This is a genomic window from Bradyrhizobium sp. Ken64 (assembly GCF_055807555.1).
This window is the reverse complement of sequence record NZ_JBVVPA010000046.1, coordinates 1-17,154: the sequence shown is the minus strand read 5'-3', so window position 1 is coordinate 17,154 and position 17,154 is coordinate 1. Positions and strand designations below refer to the sequence as shown.

Here is a 17,154-nt window from a genome sequence, read left to right as displayed (position 1 = left end):
CGCCGATGTGACCAACGTCCACCGCCGTCCGGCCCGCGTTCGTGACGATCGCGATACGCCCCTCTTCCTTGGGCCGGGTTGCGGCGACACATACGCGATTTCCGAATTTCGGTAAAGTGGAATATTTTTGGCGGCGGGCGTTGACCTGCAGTTTGGGTATTTTGCCCGACGGGCAACGCAAGGGCTTGTAGCCCGGATGAGCGAAGCGACATCCGGGATTCCTACCACGAGCTGTCCCGGGTATCGCTTCGCTCACCCGGGCTACGAGCTTGTATATGGCTCAGGCGAAGGCGGCCTGATCCCAAACACCGCCGAGAGCTCGATCGTCTTCGGAGCGCTCGGGCTTGCGGTGAGGTCGTGTCGCTGCGCCGCGTTGGCGCCGATGCCGGACATCCCGGCGCGGCAAATGTGCAGCGACGTTGCCGGCGAACCTGGCGATACGTGCGGCGGCCTGTTTAACGACGAACAGCATCGTCGTGACGCGGCTAAGCACGCCGAGCAGGATCAGCACCGAGAAGATGTCGATATAGGCGAGGAAGTCGCCGACCAGCATCAATTCCGGCGGGATTGGGATCCTGTGGTAGCAAGCCAGTACGAGGATCACGACGGGGATGAAGGCGATCACCTTCCGCACCGTCAGCCTGTCCAGCAGTGCGGCCAGTTGCACGACCAGCACCTCCCATAAAGCGTCGCCGATCGCGAGCGGGATCTCGTACGTCCATCTCCGCCACCATTGCTTCACACCATTGCTCCGAGCTCAGTGCCTCACCACCAGCACCGAGCACTTGGCGTAGCGGACGACATGCCCGGCATTGGAGCCGAGGAAATAGGTGCGCATCGCCGGCCGGTGCGAGGTCATCACGATCAGGTCGGCCTTCATGTGCACCGCTTCCTCCAGGATCTCGTGATAGATGCCGCCCTGGCGCACCACGCTGGAGATGCGGGAAGGCTCGATGCCGGACTCGCGTGCGACGATGGCGAGGGCTTCTTCCGAGGTCTGGCGCTGCTGTTCGTCGAAATCGGCCGGCACGTATTCGGCCAGCATCACCGGGGTCATCGGCAGCACGTTGAGCAGGCGCACCACGCCGCTCCAGGTCTGCGACAGCGTTGCCGCGGTCGCGATCGCCGGCTTGGCCAAATCGGTGTCGGCGAGGTCGATGGGCACGAGGATGGACTTGAACATCTGCGCCTCCAAATCTTCCAGTCAGGACGTCTTGCCGGCACGTCGCGTGATCAACCCGATCGAAGCAGCATTAACTTCGAAGTAGCCTCAACTTCGAAGCAGCTTTGGACTGACGAACAACGCCAGCTTGCCGCGGCGGTAAGCCACGTCACCCCAATCCTTGACGTCAAAATCGAAGATCGCAAGCCCCGACGTGGGCAGGTTGTCGGCGAGCGCCTTGGCGGCGGTCGGATCGCCGCCGCCTGTCAGCATCAGGGCGATCTCGTGCATGCCCGGATTGTGGCCGACCAGCAGCAATTGTCTCGGATCAGCCGGAATGGTTGCAGTGCGAATGGACTCCAGGATCTGGGCGGGATCGGCGGCGTAGAGTTCCGGCAGGACCTCGACCTGCGGCGCGGCGACGCGGTCCTTCATGGTCTCCCAGGCAATGTCCCAGGTCTGCCGGGCCCGGACGGCATGCGATACTAGTACGGCCTCGGGAAAGGGGGGATGGGAGGCCATCCAGTCGCCGATCTCGGCGGCATCCTTGTGGCCGCGGTCGTCGAGCCGGCGGTCCTGGTCACGGCCGCTCGGCGCGTCGGTCTCGGTCTTGGCGTGACGCAGCAGCATCAAACGGCGCATGGCATTCTCGAATCGTTACACGACCAGGATAATCTACAGGCGCCGGTCGAGGACAAGGTGACAAGCGGCCGCTCAGGCCCTTAAAGCGCGATGAGATTAGGGCGAATCGTCATCGCGCTTTAGGTTATTGTTTCGAGCATGATCTTTTCGGAAAACCGCTGCACACTTTTCCGGATCATGCTCTAAGAAAACAACATGAGCGAGACTTTCACAAGCGTGTCCCAGGAAGAAGCCGGCTTTCGCGACCGAGCGCGGCTGTCGTTCGACCTCGATGCCGATATCTGCGTCATCGGGGCCGGGCTTGCCGGACTGTCCATCGCGCTCGAGGCGGCCCGGCTGGGGGCCAGCGTCGCGGTGCTCGAGGGCCGCCACATCGGCTGGAACGCTTCCGGCAATCAACTCGGCACCGTGATGCCGGGCTTCGCGCTGCCGCTCGCCGAGCTGATCGAGCGCATCGGCTTCGAGGACGCGCGGGAATTGTGGACGCTGTCGAAAGAGGGGGCCGAGTTCGTCCGGGCCAACGCCACGGAAGAGAACATGCCCGGGATCGGCCCGACCGACGGCGTGCTCGAGGTCTCCAACGTCGATGCCGGCGACCGGCTGATCAGCCGGTTGCAGATGCTGAACGAGGATTTCGACACCGAGGCCGAGGGCTGGCAGGTCGATCGCGTCCGCGCGGTGCTCAAGACCGATCACTATTTCCACGGCGTCTACTATCCCAAGGCATTCCAGGTCGACGGACGCAAATATGTGCACGGCCTCGCCGCGCTGGCGCGACGGGCGGGAGCGCGCATCTTCGAGGATACGCCGGTCGTCAGCATCGATCATTCCGGCATCCGCAAGCGCATCGTCACGCCCTCGGCGCGGCTGCGCGCCACCCATATCGTGCTCGCCGGCAACATCCATCTCGGTGCGCCCTTGAGGCGCCTGTCGGAGACGCTGCTGCCGGTCTGGCGCTATGCCGGCATCACCGCGCCGCTCGGCGAGCGCGTGCACGAGATCATTTCCTTCAAGGGATCGGTGATGGATTCCGACGGCGTCGATCATTTCCGGATCGTCGACGGCGACCGGCTGATGTGGGAAAGTCCGGAGACCACTTGGGCCGCGCGGCCGCAGCGCTTTGCAGGCGCCGTCAGGCGGCGGATCCGGTCGATCTTCCCTCAGTTCGGCAATGTCGAGATCACCGACATGTTCGGCGGCGCCACAGGCCAGACCGTGCATGGCATGCCGCAGATCGGCCAGTTGCGCAAAGGCCTCTGGGTGGCCAGCGGGTTCGGCCGCCAGGGCATGAACACCTCGGCCATGGCCGGGCAGATGATCGCCCGCAGCATCCTGTGGGGCGACGAGCGCTGGAAGCTGTTCTCGCCGTTCGAGCTGGTCTGGGCTGGGGGAACGACGGGGCGGGTTGCTGGCCAACTGGTCGGAATCTGGGGCAGGGCGAGTTCCGCCGCCGCAGGCTCGCTTGCCCGCTATCGCGAGCGTGCCAGGGTCAAGGACCGGGAACGCGAGGCGCGGCTGGCCGAGGCCAACCGGGCCGCCGGGACCGGTCCGCGACGTTCGCCGCCCGGGGTTCGGCCCCGGCCGGCCCCACCGCCGAAGCCTGTGGCGGAAGCCGTGGAACCAGTCCCGCAGGACGACACTGCCTCGCGATAAGGTGAGAAAAACTCCGCCCGGACGTGTAACGTCGACGGTTAGAGCCCGTATCTCAGGGCGTAGACGCTCCCGCATGGAGAATGAGATGTTTGACCGCCGCATCCTGTTGACGACTGTCGCCGGCCTGTTTGGCCTTGCGGCCTTCCGCTGGCTCAGAGCATCGCCCGCGGAGGCTGGAGAGAAAGCCGCGCAGAAATTCGAGATCGAGAAGACGGACGCCGAATGGCGTGCCCAGCTCACGCCGCAGCAATATGAGATCCTGCGCAAGGAGGGCACCGAGCGGCCGGGCTCCAGCCCGCTGCTCAAGGAGCACCGCAAGGGCATCTTCGCCTGCGCCGGCTGCGACCTGCCGCTGTTCGCCTCCGACACCAAATTCGAGAGCGGCACGGGCTGGCCGAGCTTCTACCAGCCGATCGAGGGCAATGTCGGCAAGACCGAGGACCGCACCTACGGCATGCTGCGCACCGAGGTGCATTGCCGGCGCTGCGGCGGCCATCTAGGCCACGTCTTCGACGACGGTCCGAAGCCGACCGGATTGCGCTACTGCATCGACGGTTTCGGGCTGGTCTTCCATCCCGCGGCGGCGTCCGCAACCTAGGTTTCGTCCCGGCAATTGTTGCCGGTCCCGGCAATTGTGCCCCGGTCGTCAGACCGGGGCTTTTTCATTAAGTCATTGATTTCGTGAAAGTACCCGCATTGGCATAGCCCTTGCGACAGTCTCCTCCGACTGCGGCCATGGTCGACCGGCCGCCGAGATCGGATCTGGAGACAAAGTTATGGGTATCTTCGATGCAATGAACACCTCGGTGGGTGGCCTGCAGGCGCAGTCCTACGCGCTGCAGAACATTTCCGGCAACATCGCGAACTCATCCACCACCGCGTACAAGGGCATCGGCACCAGCTTCGTCGATCTCATTCCCGACTCCTCGGTCCCGAGCAAGCAGGTCGCGGGCGGCGTGACGGCCAACGCGAAGGCCACTATCACCACGCAGGGTACGATCTCGGGCTCCAGCGTCGCCACCAACATGGCAATCACCGGTGACGGCTTCTTCTCGATCCAGAAGGCGACGGGCGTCGTCGACAATGCGCCGGTGTTCAGCGGCGTCACCTATTACACGCGGCGTGGCGACTTCCAGCTCAATGCCAACGGCAATCTGGTCAACGGCGCCGGCTACTATTTGATGGGTGTCACGGTCGACCCGAAGACCGGCAACCCGCAAGGCAACGTCGCGACAGTCCTGAAATTCCAGAACAACTTCATCCCGGCGCAGGCGACCACATCGATCCAGTACGCGGCGAACCTGCCGACCCAGCCGAACACGGTGGCGAGCACGACGGCGGCGACCAAGACGCTGCTGGCGGCCGGCGGACTGAACCCGTCGGACTTCGCGGCCAACCCGCTGCCGGTCGGCACGCCGCCTCCGCCGTATGCAAACGCCACAACGTCCGGCGCTGCCGCAACCGGCAATATCCGCTCGCCATACTCGTCGACCACTGCGACCGGCACAACGGCGCTCCAGAACAACTCTGCGGCGGTGGCATCGACCACCACTTCGCTCGACAACTCCGTGGGTACGCATCTCGCCTCCACGACCCTCACCGCGCTCAGCGGCCAGGTGCTGACCATCAACGGCAACACGGTCACATTCAACGGCGGCACCACCGTCACGACGGTCGGCAGCAACACCACAATCGGTCTCGGCGCCGGAACGACGGCCACGGTGGCCAGCATCCTGAGCGCGATCCAGACCGCCGGCGGTGCCGGCGTTACCGCAACGCTCAGCGCCAGCGGCAACATCGTGATCTCCAGCGGCACCACCACCGACGTAGCGGTTGGTAGCGGCCAGGCGGCCACAGCGCTCGGCATCAGCAGCGTGACGCGCGGCGGCAACGTGCTGTCCTCCCCAGCGATCTCGGGCGCCACGGTGCTGAGCGGCGCGGCGGCGGCCGGCGGCGCCGAGGTGATCACATCGGGCTTCTCCGCCGGCGACGTCATCACGGTCAATGGTCAGCCGCTGACCTTCATGGCCGCCGGCGCGTCAGGCCCGAACCAAATCAACGTCACCGACAACATCACGATGCTGCTCGGCAAGATCGACGCGCTCTCCGGTGCAACGGGGTCGTCGGTCAGCAGCAGCGGCGTGATCACGCTAAACACCGGCACAGCTTCCAATCTTTCGGTGGCGAGCTCCAACAGCGCCGCCTTCGCTGCGCTCGGGTTCACCTCGACCATCACCAAGAATCGTGACGGTGGTGGCGTTGCCGGCACCGGCGGCGTGATCGGCAACGACATCGCCACCTTCACCAAGGAATCGATCAGCGGTGGCGCGGTGACCGCCTACAACGCGGCCGGCACGCCGGTGAATCTGCAATTACGCTGGGCCAAGACCGACAGTGCCTCGCTCGGCGCCGGCCATGCCGATACCTGGAACATGTTTTACCAGACTGACCCGAACGCGACCGGCACGACGGTCGGCTGGGTCAATACCGGCCAGGCCTTCACCTTTGCCGCCGACGGCTCGCTGACCTCGCCGAGCGGGTCGGGCATCACCATCAACAACGTCAGCGTCAGCGGCCAGTCGCTGGGCTCGGTCTCCTTCAACATCTCCTCGGGCGGACTGACGCAATATGCCAGCACCAGCGGCGCCGTCACTATCAACACCATCACCCAGAACGGCTACGCCGCCGGTCAGCTTCGCTCGGTCGCCGTCAACAACAACGGCCTCGTAGTCGGGACCTTCTCCAACGGTCAGAACCTCGACCTCGCACAGGTCTCGTTGTCGCACTTCAACGGCACCAACTACCTGAAGGCGCAGGACGGCGGCGCCTACGCCGCGACTGAACAGTCGGGCCCTGCCATCGACGGTGCTTCCGGCTCGATCAGCGGCTCGTCGCTGGAAGGCTCGAACACCGACATCGCCGACGAATTCACCAAGTTGATCGTGACCCAGCAGGCCTATTCGGCCAACACCAAGGTGATCACGACGGCGAATACGATGGTTCAGGATCTTTTGAACGTGTTGCGCTGATTGGTGCGTGACGTAACCAGAGGCGGCAAGCCAACATGGGTTTGAGTTCAGCCCTCGCCAGTGCGATGAGCGGTCTGCGTGCCAATCAGGCTGCGCTCTCGATCGTTTCCTCGAACGTCGCCAACTCGCAGACGCCGGGTTACGTCGTCCAGACGCCGAACCAGATCGAGGTCACCACCGGCGACTTCGGCTCGACGGTGACGACGACCGGCGTCAGCCGCGAGCTCGACACCTATGTACAGAAACAGCTGCGCACCGAGACCGGCGGCAGCGGCTACGCCGACCAGATGGCGAACATCCTGAAGCAGCTTCAGAATGTCTATGGCACGCCCGGCAACAGCGGTACGCTCGAAACCGCGCTGAACAGTTTCACCACGGCGCTGCAGGCGCTGTCGACCAACGCGGGCTCGTCGTCGGCGCAAACGGTTGCGCTCGGCGCCGCGCAGACGCTGGCGCAGCAGCTCAACCTCACCACCAAGGGTATCCAGTCGCTGCGCTCCAACGTCGAGCAGGATCTCAGCACCTCGGCGCAGCAGGCCAACGCGGCGATGCAGCAGGTCGCCGACATCAACTCCAGACTCCAGGGCCTGTCGGAACACGACCCCTCGGCCGCGACGCTGATGGACCAGCGCGACCAGGCCATCAACACGCTGTCGAAATATGTCGACGTCCACGTCACCACCGACGGGTCCAATCAGGCCAACATCTACACCACCACCGGCATCCAGCTGGTCGGCGCCGGGCTGGCCTCGCAATTCACCTTTGCCTCCGCCGGCGCGCTGTCGGCGACCTCGCTCTACAACATCGATCCGGCCAAATCCGGCGTCGGCGCGTTCAACATCAAGCTCCCGAACGGATCGTCGGTCGACGTCATCGCCAACAACGTGGTGTCTTCGGGCCAGATCGCGGCCGATCTGAAGCTGCGCGACCAGACGCTGGTGCAGGCGCAGAACCAGATCGACCAGTTCGCCGCGACGATGTCGAGCGCGTTGTCGGACAAGACCACGGCCGGCAGCACGGTCACCGGCCCGCCGGCCGGCTTCGATCTCGACCTTGCCGGAGCGGCCCCGGGCAACAGCGTCAACTTCACCTACACCGACACGACCACCAACACGAAGCGACAGGTCACGCTCGTCAACGTGACCGATCCGGCGGCGCTCCCGCTCCAGAACCCCACCAACGCCAATCCGATGCAGATCGGGGTGAACTTCTCCGGCGGCATGGGCGCGATCGCCTCGGCGCTCAACACCGCGCTTTCCGGCTCGCATCTGTCTTTCGCCGCCGCGCCGTCGCCGGCGACGGCCACCACATTGCGGGTGACCGACGACAACAGCGGCCTCGCCAAGGTCAATTCGGCCTCGATCACCAAGACGATCTCGTCGCTGACCTCGGGCAATCCGCAACTGCCGCTGTTCACCGATGGTGGGCAGGCGCTCTACACCGGCGCGATCACGGCATCGGGTTCGCAGATGACCGGCCTTGCCGGCCGCATCGCCGTGAACACACAGCTCGCCACCGACCCGACCAGGCTGTCGATCTACAACACCTCGCCGGTGACGCCCACCGGCGACACCACGCGCTCGGACTATCTCTATTCGCAGCTCACCTCGGCGGTGTTCTCCTATTCGCCGCAATCCGGTCTGGGCTCGGCCAGCCAGCCCTTCACCGGCAGCGTCTCGAACTACCTCCAGCAGTTCCTGAGCGTTCAGGGCAATGCCGCGACCCAGGCGACCCAGCTGCAGCAGGGCCAGAGCGTCGTGGTCTCGACGCTGCAGGCCAAGTTCAACTCGACCGCCAGCGTCAACCTGGACTCGGAGATGTCGAACCTGATCCAGCTCCAGAATGCCTATGCCGCCAACGCCCATGTCATGTCGGTGGTGCAGAGCATGATGAATACGCTGCTCCAGGCTCAAGTGTAACAAGTAACAGGGCTCTGAAACATGTCGATCAGCAGCATCAACTATTCCTCGTCGATTCTCGGCTCGCAGATCCGCAACATCAACCAGCAGCTCACCGACCTGTCGACGCAGCTCTCGACCGGCAAGCTGTCGCAGAACTATTCCGGGATGGGCACCAACGAGGGCTTCGCGATCGCCGGGCGCGCGCAGCTCTCCAACATCGCCGCCTATACCGACACGATGACCAACGTCAACGTCAGCATCAACCTCGCCAATACGGCTTTGCAGTCGCTGACCACGATCCGCAACACGGTGCAGACGGGCTCGGCCAACACCGCGCAGGATCTCAACGTCAATGGCCAGACGGTCGCGCAGAACACCGCAGCTGCGCAATTCGGCTCGATGGTCGGCGTTCTCAATACGCAATCCGGCAACCGCTATCTGTTCTCCGGCACCGCCTTCAACACGCCGTCGGTCGCGAATGCCGGCGACATCATCAACGGCACCACGACGCAGGCGGGCTTCAAGACCGTCATGGCGGAGCGCCAGGCCGCCGACCTCGGCGCCAACGGCATGGGCCGGCTGGTGCTGGCGACCCCACAGCCGACGCCGAGCTCGGTGAAGGTCTCCGAGGACGCGCCCGCATCGCCATTCGGCCTGAAGATCGCCGCAGTCTCCTCGACGCTGACCGGCGCGACGGTCACCGGCCCGAGCGGCTCGCCGGTGTCGTTCTCCGTCGACCTCAACGGCGTCAATCCGAACAATGGCGACAAGCTCAGCGTGCAGTTCACGCTGCCCGATGGCTCGACCGAGCAGATCGACCTGACGGCGTCCACCGCGACACCGACGCCCGTCGGCAGCTTTGCGATCGATGCAAGCGTCCCGGTCAACCCGAACAACACGGCGACCAACCTCAACACCGCGCTGAACACCGCGATCAAGAAGCTTGCCGGCACCTCGCTGGTGGCGGCGTCCGCTGTCGCCGCCGGGGACAATTTCTTCAACACGGCGGGATCCGCCACTGCGAATGTGGCGGCCACCGGCAATCTGCTCTCCTATACCTCAACGACCGGGACGGGCTCGGTTGCGTTGCAGGACAGCGCATTGGCGATTGCGTCTACGACCACGTCGCTCGATTCTTCGGCGACACCCCATCTCAACGGGACCATTCTCACCGCGCTCGCCAACGCTCCGACCGGTACCACCCTGACCATCACCGGCGCGAGCGGCGCCCACACGATCACCTTCGACCCTACCGTCACCACTGTCACGACGGCCAGCGGCAATACCACGATCGGATTGGCTTCGGGCAGCGCCGCGAAGGTGTCTGATATCTTGAATGCAATCGCGACGGCCGCCGGCATCCCCGCCGCCAACGTGACTCTGAGCGCCGGCGGCAATATCCAGATCGCGACCGGCACCGGCACCGACGTGGCGGTCACCGGCGGCGCGGCGGTCACGGCGCTCGGTCTCAGCAGCGTGACGCGCGGCAGCGCGGCGTCGACGCCTCAGATCACCGGTTCAACTGTGCTGAGCGGCACTGCGACCACGGGCGGCCCGGAAGTCCTCTCAGCGGCGTTCCAGGCGCCCGATACGATCACGGTGAACGGTCAGACGCTGACTTTTGTCGCCTCGGGCGCCATCGGTCCAAACCAGATCAACATTACCGACAACATCACAACTCTCCTTGGCAAGATCGATCAGATAACCGGCACCACGAAGCCGTCGACCATCCATGGCGGCGTGATCACGATCAACACGGACGATCCCGGGAGCCTCAACATCACGAGCTCGAACAGCACGGCGTTCGCGGCGCTCGGCTTCACGACCTCCCCGGTCACGGCGGCAAAGGCTCCGCTGCGCGTCGGCTCTTCGCCCCTCGGCTCGGCGACGACGCTGGTCAACGGCTCGGCCACCACCGTGCAATGGTACCTGGGCAATGACGGCCCCGGTTCGCCGCGCTCCACCGCGATGGCCCGGGTCGACGATTCCGTCACGGTGCAGTATGGCGCGCAGGCGAACGAGGACGCCATCCGCAAGGAGCTGCAGGCGGTCGCCGTGTTCGGGACGTTCTCGACCTCGCCGACCGGGCAGTATTCGGGCGGGCAGGTCGCCGCGTTGAGCCTGCGGGTGACGCAGGCTCTGACCAAGCAGCCCGGCCAGCAGCGCATCGAGGACATCCAGACCGACATCGCGATGGCCCAGAACACCATGAAGGACGCAAGCTCGCGCCAGACCCAGGCCAAGGCGCAGCTCCAGACCATCATCGACCAGGCGGAATCGGCCCCGCCGGACCAGGTCGCGAGCGAGATCCTGTCGCTCCAGAACGCGCTCCAGGCGTCCTACCAGGTGACCTCGAACCTCGCGCAGCTCTCGCTCGTCAAGTTCCTGTAAGCGGGCGTTAAGGCGCCGTTAACCATGCCTCTTTACCTCTTGGTGAGGATTGCAGCGGGCGGAGCTGACGATGTCGGACAAGATGAAACTGGTGGTGGCCACGCCATGTTTCGGCGGGCAGGTGACGAGCATCTATGCGAGCTCGATCTTCGCGCTCCAGCGTGCCGTGCACGGCATGGCCAATCTCGAGCTCAAGGTGCTGCTGCGCGATGGCGATGCGCTGATCACGCGCGCCCGGGCCAATCTGGCTGCGATGTTCCTGGACGATCCCGAAGCGACGCATTTCCTGTTCATCGATGCCGACATCGGCTTCAAGCCGGAGCAGGTGTTCCGGCTGATCGAATGCGGCGCGGACGTCGTCGCCGGCTGCTATCCGATCAAGCGGATCAACTGGGACAAGGCCGCGCGGGCGATCCAGTCCGGTCGCGCCGACGTGCCGGCCGCATCGCTCGACTACGTGCTCGAGATCGAGGACCCCGACCGCATCGTGGTGGTGAACGGCTTCACCCGCGTGCGCTACGCCGGCACCGGCTTCCTGATGATCCGGCGCTCCGTGCTGGAGGCGATGTGCCGCCATCCGGACTACGCGGCCTTGCAATTCTTCCGCGAGCATTCGCACGATACGCTGGCGGCGAGCCAGAACCGGTTTGCCTTGTTCGAATGCATGATCGATGCGGCGACCGGCACCTATCTGTCCGAGGACTTCGCCTTCTGCAAGCGCTGGACCGACATCGGCGGCGAGATCTGGGCCGACATCGAGAGCTCGCTCGATCACGTCGGGCCCTCGGTGTTCCACGGCGACATCACCTCGCAATTCGCACCGGCGCCCGCGGCGGCGGCCGATGCGGCGTGAGCGTTTCGGGATGAGCGCCGGCGCATCCCGTCTGTCAGCCAGCGAGCGCGCGTCCGACGGCGGCTCGCGCTATCGCCTGCGCGATCTGTTCACACCGCTGGATACGCTGCTCGCCTCCGGCGGAGATCCGCGGCTGACGCTCGATCCGAACGACCGTGTCAACACCTATGGCTGCGCGGCTTCGCCGGAGCCGGAGCTCTGGAATTTCGCCTCCGCGACCGCCTCGACGATCTCGCAGATGGCTTACGACCGCGCCGCGCTGGCGCGCGAAGAGCTGATGCACAAGTGCCTGTTCGACGAGGTCGAAATCGCCTTCGACGCCCGCTGCGAGGACATGCGCGAGGAACTGCGCGGCCACCTTGCGCTCTCGTCGCGCATCGACGTCGTGTTCTCGCCGTCCGGCACGGACTCCCAGCTTCACGCCCTGTTCGTGGCGCGCGCGGTGCTCGGTGCGGCGCCGGTGACGATCGTGGTCGGCGCCGACCAGACCGGAAGCGGCACGCCGCATACCGCACGCGGCCACCATTTCAGCACGATGACGGCAGGCGGCGTTGCCGTGCGCAAGGACGGCGCGGTAACGGGGCTTGCCGGCGACAGCATTGCGGTGCCGCTGATCGATATGGCGGCCGGCATAGCGATGCGCACCAATGCCGATGCCGCGGTGCTGCATGCGGTCGAGACCAGCCTCGCGCAAGGCCGGCGCGTTTTGTTGCAGATCATGGATTCGTCAAAACTCGGTTGGCGTGCCCCGAGCGGGGCGTGTCTCGACGAGATCGCGCGGCGCTGGCCGCGCAAGGTTCAAATTGTCGTCGATGCCTGTCAGGCGCGGCTCGGCCGCCGGCGGCTGCGCGCCTATCTCGATCGCGGTTACATGGTGCTGATCACCGGCTCGAAATTCTTCGGCGGACCCGCCTTCAGCGGTGCGCTGCTGCTGCCGAAAGGCCTGTCGCGATCGATCGACCGGATTGGCGGGATCGCGCCTGGCATCTTCGACTATGCCGGTCGCTGCGACTGGCCGATGGCGTGGACGACACTGCGCTCGCGGTTCGAGCGCCGGCCGAATTTCGGTCAATGGCTGCGCTGGGAAGCCGCGCTGGCCGAGATCGGCAGCTACTACGCCGTGCCGGGGGCTTTCCGCGCTAGGGCGCTGGCCGAGCTTGCAGCCGGCATCGACAGCATGATCGCGTTGTCGCCGTCGCCTCGTGCCGTTCCAACAGCGATCGAGAAGTCCGGCGCGGACGACGAGGAATTCGCGCAAGCCACGATCTTTCCGTTCACGCTGCTGCGCGACGGCAAGCCGGTCTCGATCGCCGAGACCAGCGCCGTGCATCGGGCGCTGGCGCGCGACATGGCCGAGGAGATCAGCGGCAGCGCGGCGGATCGGCAAGTGGCCGCCCAGCGCTGTCTCGTCGGCCAGCCGGTCCGACTGGAGCGGCAGGACGGCGCGCCGCAGGCGGTGTTGCGCCTCTGCGTCGGCGCACGATTGGTGACCGAGGCGTGGTCGCCGGATGCAATGCTGGCCGAGCGCAATGTACAACACGTTCTCGATCGCATCGCCCACGTCCTGGTGAAGATCGAGCTGCTGCTTGATCGTGGCGCGGTCGCGGCCGTGCCGGCAAAGTCCGCGTTCGAGGTGTGAGATGCAACATCCAGTTTCCGCGCAGAGCGGCGTGACCGCGCCGAACCATGCCGACCGCATCGGCTTTGCGCAGTTGACGCGCCGCGCCTTCGAGGGCGGCGACCTGCATCCATTGCGCGAGCGGCTGCTGGCGCGGATCGAGGAAGGGACTGCGGAGGCCGGCGAAGGCCTCGATCTCTCGCTGATTGCCCAGCTTCTCGGCGAGAAGGAGGCCGGGCTGGTGATCCAGACCGAAGTGCTCTCCTTCCACCAATTGTTTCGTACGCCTTGCACTGCTGCAAAACCTCGGCTGCGCGTGCTCGCGCTCGCCGCCGATATCGACATGGGCGGCAACACGCCGATCGATTTCCTGCTTGAAGACTCCGACATCGAGCTGTTGACGCTCTACGTGGTCAAGGGCATCGGCCTGCCGGAGACTCTGCCCGAGCACGACGTCGCCATCGTGATCGCATCGGATTCCGAGGAGTGCCGGGAGGCACTCGCGCTGATCGAGAAGGCCGCGCCGCATTGGCCGAGGCCGCTGCTCAATCGTCCCGATCTCATCGGCAATCTCGATCGCGACAAGCTGTATCGGTTGCTGGCGGACGTGCCCGGTCTCGACATTCCCGTGACCGCCCCCACGACGCGCGCGCAGTTGTCGGAGCTTTCGCAAGGCAAGATCGTTTGTGAGGAGATCACGGGCGAACTGCGTTTTCCGATGATCGTGCGGCCGCGCGGCACGCATGCCGGCGTCGGTCTCGCAAAGCTCGACGATGCGGAGGCGCTCGTTGCCTATCTTGCCGAGCGGCAAGAACACGACTTTTTCGTCGCGCGTTTCGTAGATTATGTCAGTCCCGACGGGCTCTACCGCAAATATCGTCTCGCCATGGTCGACGGCAAACCCTATGCCTGCCATATGGCGATCGCCGATCGCTGGGACATCTGGTATCTCAACGCCTTCATGGCGTTCAGCGAGGAGAAGCGGGCCGAGGAAGCCGTCTTCATGCTCGACTTCGACCATGCGTTCGCAGCGCGCCACAAAATCGCGCTGGACGAAATGAGCAGGCGCGTCGGCCTCGATTACTTCATCGTCGATTGCGCCGAGAACCAGAACCGCGAGCTGCTGGTCTTCGAAGCCGACAACACCGCCGTCGTGCACAACATGGATCCGCCGGCCGTGTTTCCGTACAAGCCGCCGCAGATGCGCAAGATCTTCGCGGCGTTTACGGCGATGCTGTCGCGGCATGCGCGAGCGGGCGAGGAGAGTGCAGCATGAACGAGATCATCCGCAATACGCAAAGGTCCGTCACGCAGACTTCGCTCGATCCGCAGGACTGGAGCGAGTTTCGCGCGCTTGCCCATCGCATGCTTGACGAGACGATCGACGGGATCGCCAACGTTCGCGCGCGTCCAGTGTGGCAGCCGATCCCCGACGGCGTTCGCGCGGCATTCAAGGCCGACGTGCCGCGCGAGGCGAGCGATCTCGCCGACGTCTATCGCGACTTCACCGAACATGTCGCGCCCTATGCGACCGGGAACGTCCATCCCGCTTTCATGGGCTGGGTACATGGCGGCGGTACCGCGGTTGGCATAGTCGCGGAAATGCTCGCGGCAGGCCTCAACGCCAATCTCGGCGGCCGCGACCACATGCCGATCGAGGTCGAGCGGCAGGTCATCGACTGGATGCGCCGCCTGTTCGCCTTCCCGGAGAGCGCGAGCGGCATCTTCGTCACGGGCACGTCGATGGCGAATCTGATGGCGGTGCTGGTGGCACGCACGAGTACGCTCGGCACGCTGGCGCGGCAGTACGGCATCGGCAATGACGGTGCACTTCTCACCGCCTATACATCGCAGGCCGCGCATGGCTGCGTCTCGAGGGCGATGGACATCGCCGGCCTCGGGACCGATGCGCTGCGCAAGATTGGCGTCGATGCCGATCATCGCATCGACGTTGCCGCGCTGCGTGCGCAGATCGCGATCGATCGCGAGGTCGGCTTCAAGCCGTTCCTGGTCGTCGCATCCGCTGGTACGGTCGACATCGGTGCGATCGACGATCTCAAGGCGATCGCGGAGCTGTGCCGCGAGGAGGGAATCTGGTTTCACGTCGACGGCGCCTTCGGTGCGCTCGCGATCCTGTCGCCCGAACTCGCGCCGCTGCTCGGAGGCATCGAGCTTGCGGATTCCATTGCGCTCGACTTCCACAAATGGGGACAGGTGCCTTATGACGCCGGCTTCCTGCTGGTGCGCGACGGCGAGCAGCATCGGCAGGCTTTTGCGCAGCCCGCGGCCTATCTGCGTCGCGAGGCGAGGGGGCTTGCGGCGGGCGCGGTCTGGCCCTGCGATCTCGGCCCCGATCTGTCGCGCGGCTTCCGTGCGCTGAAGACATGGTTCACGCTGAAGACGTTCGGCACAAATCGGCTCGGTGCGGTGATCGCGCGAAGCTGTGCGCTGGCGAAATATCTGGAGACTCGCGTTCTTGCCGAGCAGCGGCTTGAATTGCTGGCACCGGTCAATCTCAATATCGTCTGCTTCCGTTACCGCGCCGCGGATGAGGTCAATCGCGAGATCGTCGCGGACATCCAGGAGTCCGGCGTAGCGGCGCCGTCGAGCACCACGCTGGACGGCAGGTTTGCGATCCGCGCCGCGATCGTCAATCATCGCACCGACGAGACTGACATCGATGCGCTGATCGCGGCCGTGCTGGAATTCGGCGGACGACGGAGCGGGGGAGTGATCGAGGTCGAGGCGCCGCCGCTCGCGGCGCAGTAGTGTTGACGCAGGCTCGAAACGACAACGGCCCCGGAGGCGATCCGGGGCCGTTGTCGTTCGTGCGGTTCGTCGTTCGCGCGGCGTGGGACCGCGAACGCGTGGGATCAGGCGGCGGTGCTGACGTCCTGGTCCGCTTCCGTCTTGGGATGCGTGGCCTCGAACTGGCCCCGCAACTTCTCTTCATAGGCGATCAGCTTGCGGGCATCCTTCAGCGCGCGATAGAGGTCGCCGTTGAGGATGTTGTTGTTGATGCCTTCGATGATCGGCCAGGAACTCGGCACCGCGGTGACGATGTCGCGCACCAGGTTGAAATAGGTGCCGTGCTGGGTCTGCGGATCCGGCGAGATGTACATGAGCTGGACCGCCAGATAGACGAGCTTGGCAGGCGTATCGGCGGTCTCCGGCGTGAGGATGTCGCGTTCGCGCAGGATCGGCACGTTGTCGCCGTCGATCAGAAGGCGGGCGCGCTGGTCGGTGTTGGTTATTACGCAGTTACCGACGATGATGCGTTCGTGCGGTCTGAGCTCGACCTTGAGGGCCATGCCTGTTCTCCATCAACGCTTTCGTAACCGAGCGTGTGTTGCGGCGGATCAGGGCGCAATACTCCATCAAGACTAGTTAACGAGTTGTAAATCCCGGCCGATGCCGCGGAAAAGCTCAATCATATCAAGGCTGAAATCGCCTGGCTGCGTGGCGTCGCGAGTGTGCGACTGGGCCGAATCGCGCGCCGACTCAGCAAAAGCGCCAATTTCATTTCATGTTTCGTTAGAGGACTCCGCCCCACGGTCCGCCGGTCGCTGGGTCACTCGATCCATGCAGACGCGTAACAGTAAGCGTCGTTTACCAGAAAGGTAACACCCAATGTCCGGTATCGTTCTCTCCTCCTCGGTTCGTCAGAACCTGCTCTCACTCCAGTCCACCGCTGATCTTCTCGCCACCACGCAGAACCGTCTGTCGACCGGCAAGAGCGTCAACTCGGCCCTGGACAATCCCACCAACTTCTTCACCGCACAGTCGCTCGACAACCGCGCCAGCGACATCAACAATCTGCTCGACGGTATCGCCAACGGCGTGCAGGTGCTGCAGGCCGCCAACACCGGCATCACTTCGCTGCAGAAGCTGATCGACTCTGCGAA

14 protein-coding genes are annotated in these 17,154 nt (G+C 64.9%); 10 read left to right on the top strand and 4 right to left on the bottom strand.

Annotated elements, in window-relative coordinates:
* Window positions 1-280: 280 nt before the first annotated feature.
* The 3 genes from AC0L2F_RS34740 to AC0L2F_RS34730 all read right to left on the bottom strand — a co-directional run bounded on the left by AC0L2F_RS34740 (window position 281) and on the right by AC0L2F_RS34730 (window position 1,804).
* A complete protein-coding gene (locus AC0L2F_RS34740; protein ID WP_473251407.1) occupies window positions 281-742 on the bottom strand; it encodes a hypothetical protein in 462 nt (153 codons plus the stop codon).
* A 15-nt stretch (window positions 743-757) separates the two neighbouring features.
* Complete coding sequence (locus AC0L2F_RS34735) at window positions 758-1,183, bottom strand: universal stress protein (protein ID WP_063995702.1); 426 nt, start codon at window positions 1,181-1,183, stop codon at window positions 758-760.
* Window positions 1,184-1,270: 87 nt separating this feature from the next.
* Entirely contained in the window at window positions 1,271-1,804 is a 534-nt protein-coding gene (locus AC0L2F_RS34730; protein WP_473251406.1) for a SixA phosphatase family protein, read from the bottom strand.
* A gap of 195 nt (window positions 1,805-1,999) precedes the next feature.
* On the opposite strand from AC0L2F_RS34730, the gene AC0L2F_RS34725 reads away from it, so the two are divergent.
* The 9 genes from AC0L2F_RS34725 (at window position 2,000) to AC0L2F_RS34685 (ending at window position 16,018) form a co-directional block, all read left to right on the top strand.
* Window positions 2,000-3,457, top strand: a complete 1,458-nt coding sequence (locus tag AC0L2F_RS34725; protein WP_063995704.1) for an NAD(P)/FAD-dependent oxidoreductase — start codon at window positions 2,000-2,002, stop codon at window positions 3,455-3,457.
* Window positions 3,458-3,542: 85 nt separating this feature from the next.
* Window positions 3,543-4,055, top strand: a complete 513-nt coding sequence (gene msrB / locus AC0L2F_RS34720) for a peptide-methionine (R)-S-oxide reductase MsrB (protein WP_007612345.1) — start codon at window positions 3,543-3,545, stop codon at window positions 4,053-4,055.
* 178 nt (window positions 4,056-4,233) lie between these two features.
* Window positions 4,234-6,486, top strand: a complete 2,253-nt coding sequence (locus tag AC0L2F_RS34715; protein ID WP_007612344.1) for a flagellar hook-basal body complex protein — start codon at window positions 4,234-4,236, stop codon at window positions 6,484-6,486.
* Between the two features lie 35 nt (window positions 6,487-6,521).
* Entirely contained in the window at window positions 6,522-8,405 is a 1,884-nt protein-coding gene (flgK, locus tag AC0L2F_RS34710) for a flagellar hook-associated protein FlgK (RefSeq protein WP_007612341.1), read from the top strand.
* A gap of 21 nt (window positions 8,406-8,426) precedes the next feature.
* Complete coding sequence (locus AC0L2F_RS34705) at window positions 8,427-10,778, top strand: flagellar hook associated protein (RefSeq protein ID WP_473251405.1); 2,352 nt, start codon at window positions 8,427-8,429, stop codon at window positions 10,776-10,778.
* A 70-nt stretch (window positions 10,779-10,848) separates the two neighbouring features.
* On the top strand, window positions 10,849-11,631 hold the full coding sequence (locus tag AC0L2F_RS34700; RefSeq protein ID WP_063995708.1) for a hypothetical protein: 783 nt from the start codon (window positions 10,849-10,851) through the stop codon (window positions 11,629-11,631).
* Complete coding sequence (locus AC0L2F_RS34695; protein WP_473251404.1) at window positions 11,621-13,270, top strand: hypothetical protein; 1,650 nt, start codon at window positions 11,621-11,623, stop codon at window positions 13,268-13,270. Before AC0L2F_RS34700 ends, AC0L2F_RS34695 begins: the two co-directional genes overlap by 11 nt.
* A 1-nt stretch (window position 13,271) precedes the next feature.
* Window positions 13,272-14,525: an ATP-grasp domain-containing protein gene (locus tag AC0L2F_RS34690; protein WP_473251403.1), complete on the top strand. Its 1,254-nt coding sequence runs from the start codon at window positions 13,272-13,274 to the stop codon at window positions 14,523-14,525.
* A complete protein-coding gene (locus AC0L2F_RS34685; RefSeq protein ID WP_473251402.1) occupies window positions 14,522-16,018 on the top strand; it encodes a pyridoxal phosphate-dependent decarboxylase family protein in 1,497 nt (498 codons plus the stop codon). Before AC0L2F_RS34690 ends, AC0L2F_RS34685 begins: the two co-directional genes overlap by 4 nt.
* A 104-nt stretch (window positions 16,019-16,122) precedes the next feature.
* On the opposite strand, the gene flbT is transcribed toward AC0L2F_RS34685, so the two are convergent.
* On the bottom strand, window positions 16,123-16,560 hold the full coding sequence (gene flbT / locus AC0L2F_RS34680; RefSeq protein ID WP_007612328.1) for a flagellar biosynthesis repressor FlbT: 438 nt from the start codon (window positions 16,558-16,560) through the stop codon (window positions 16,123-16,125).
* A gap of 319 nt (window positions 16,561-16,879) precedes the next feature.
* On the opposite strand from flbT, the gene AC0L2F_RS34675 reads away from it, so the two are divergent.
* On the top strand, window positions 16,880-17,154 hold a 275-nt coding region (locus AC0L2F_RS34675), incomplete at its 3' end, for a flagellin N-terminal helical domain-containing protein (protein WP_473251401.1).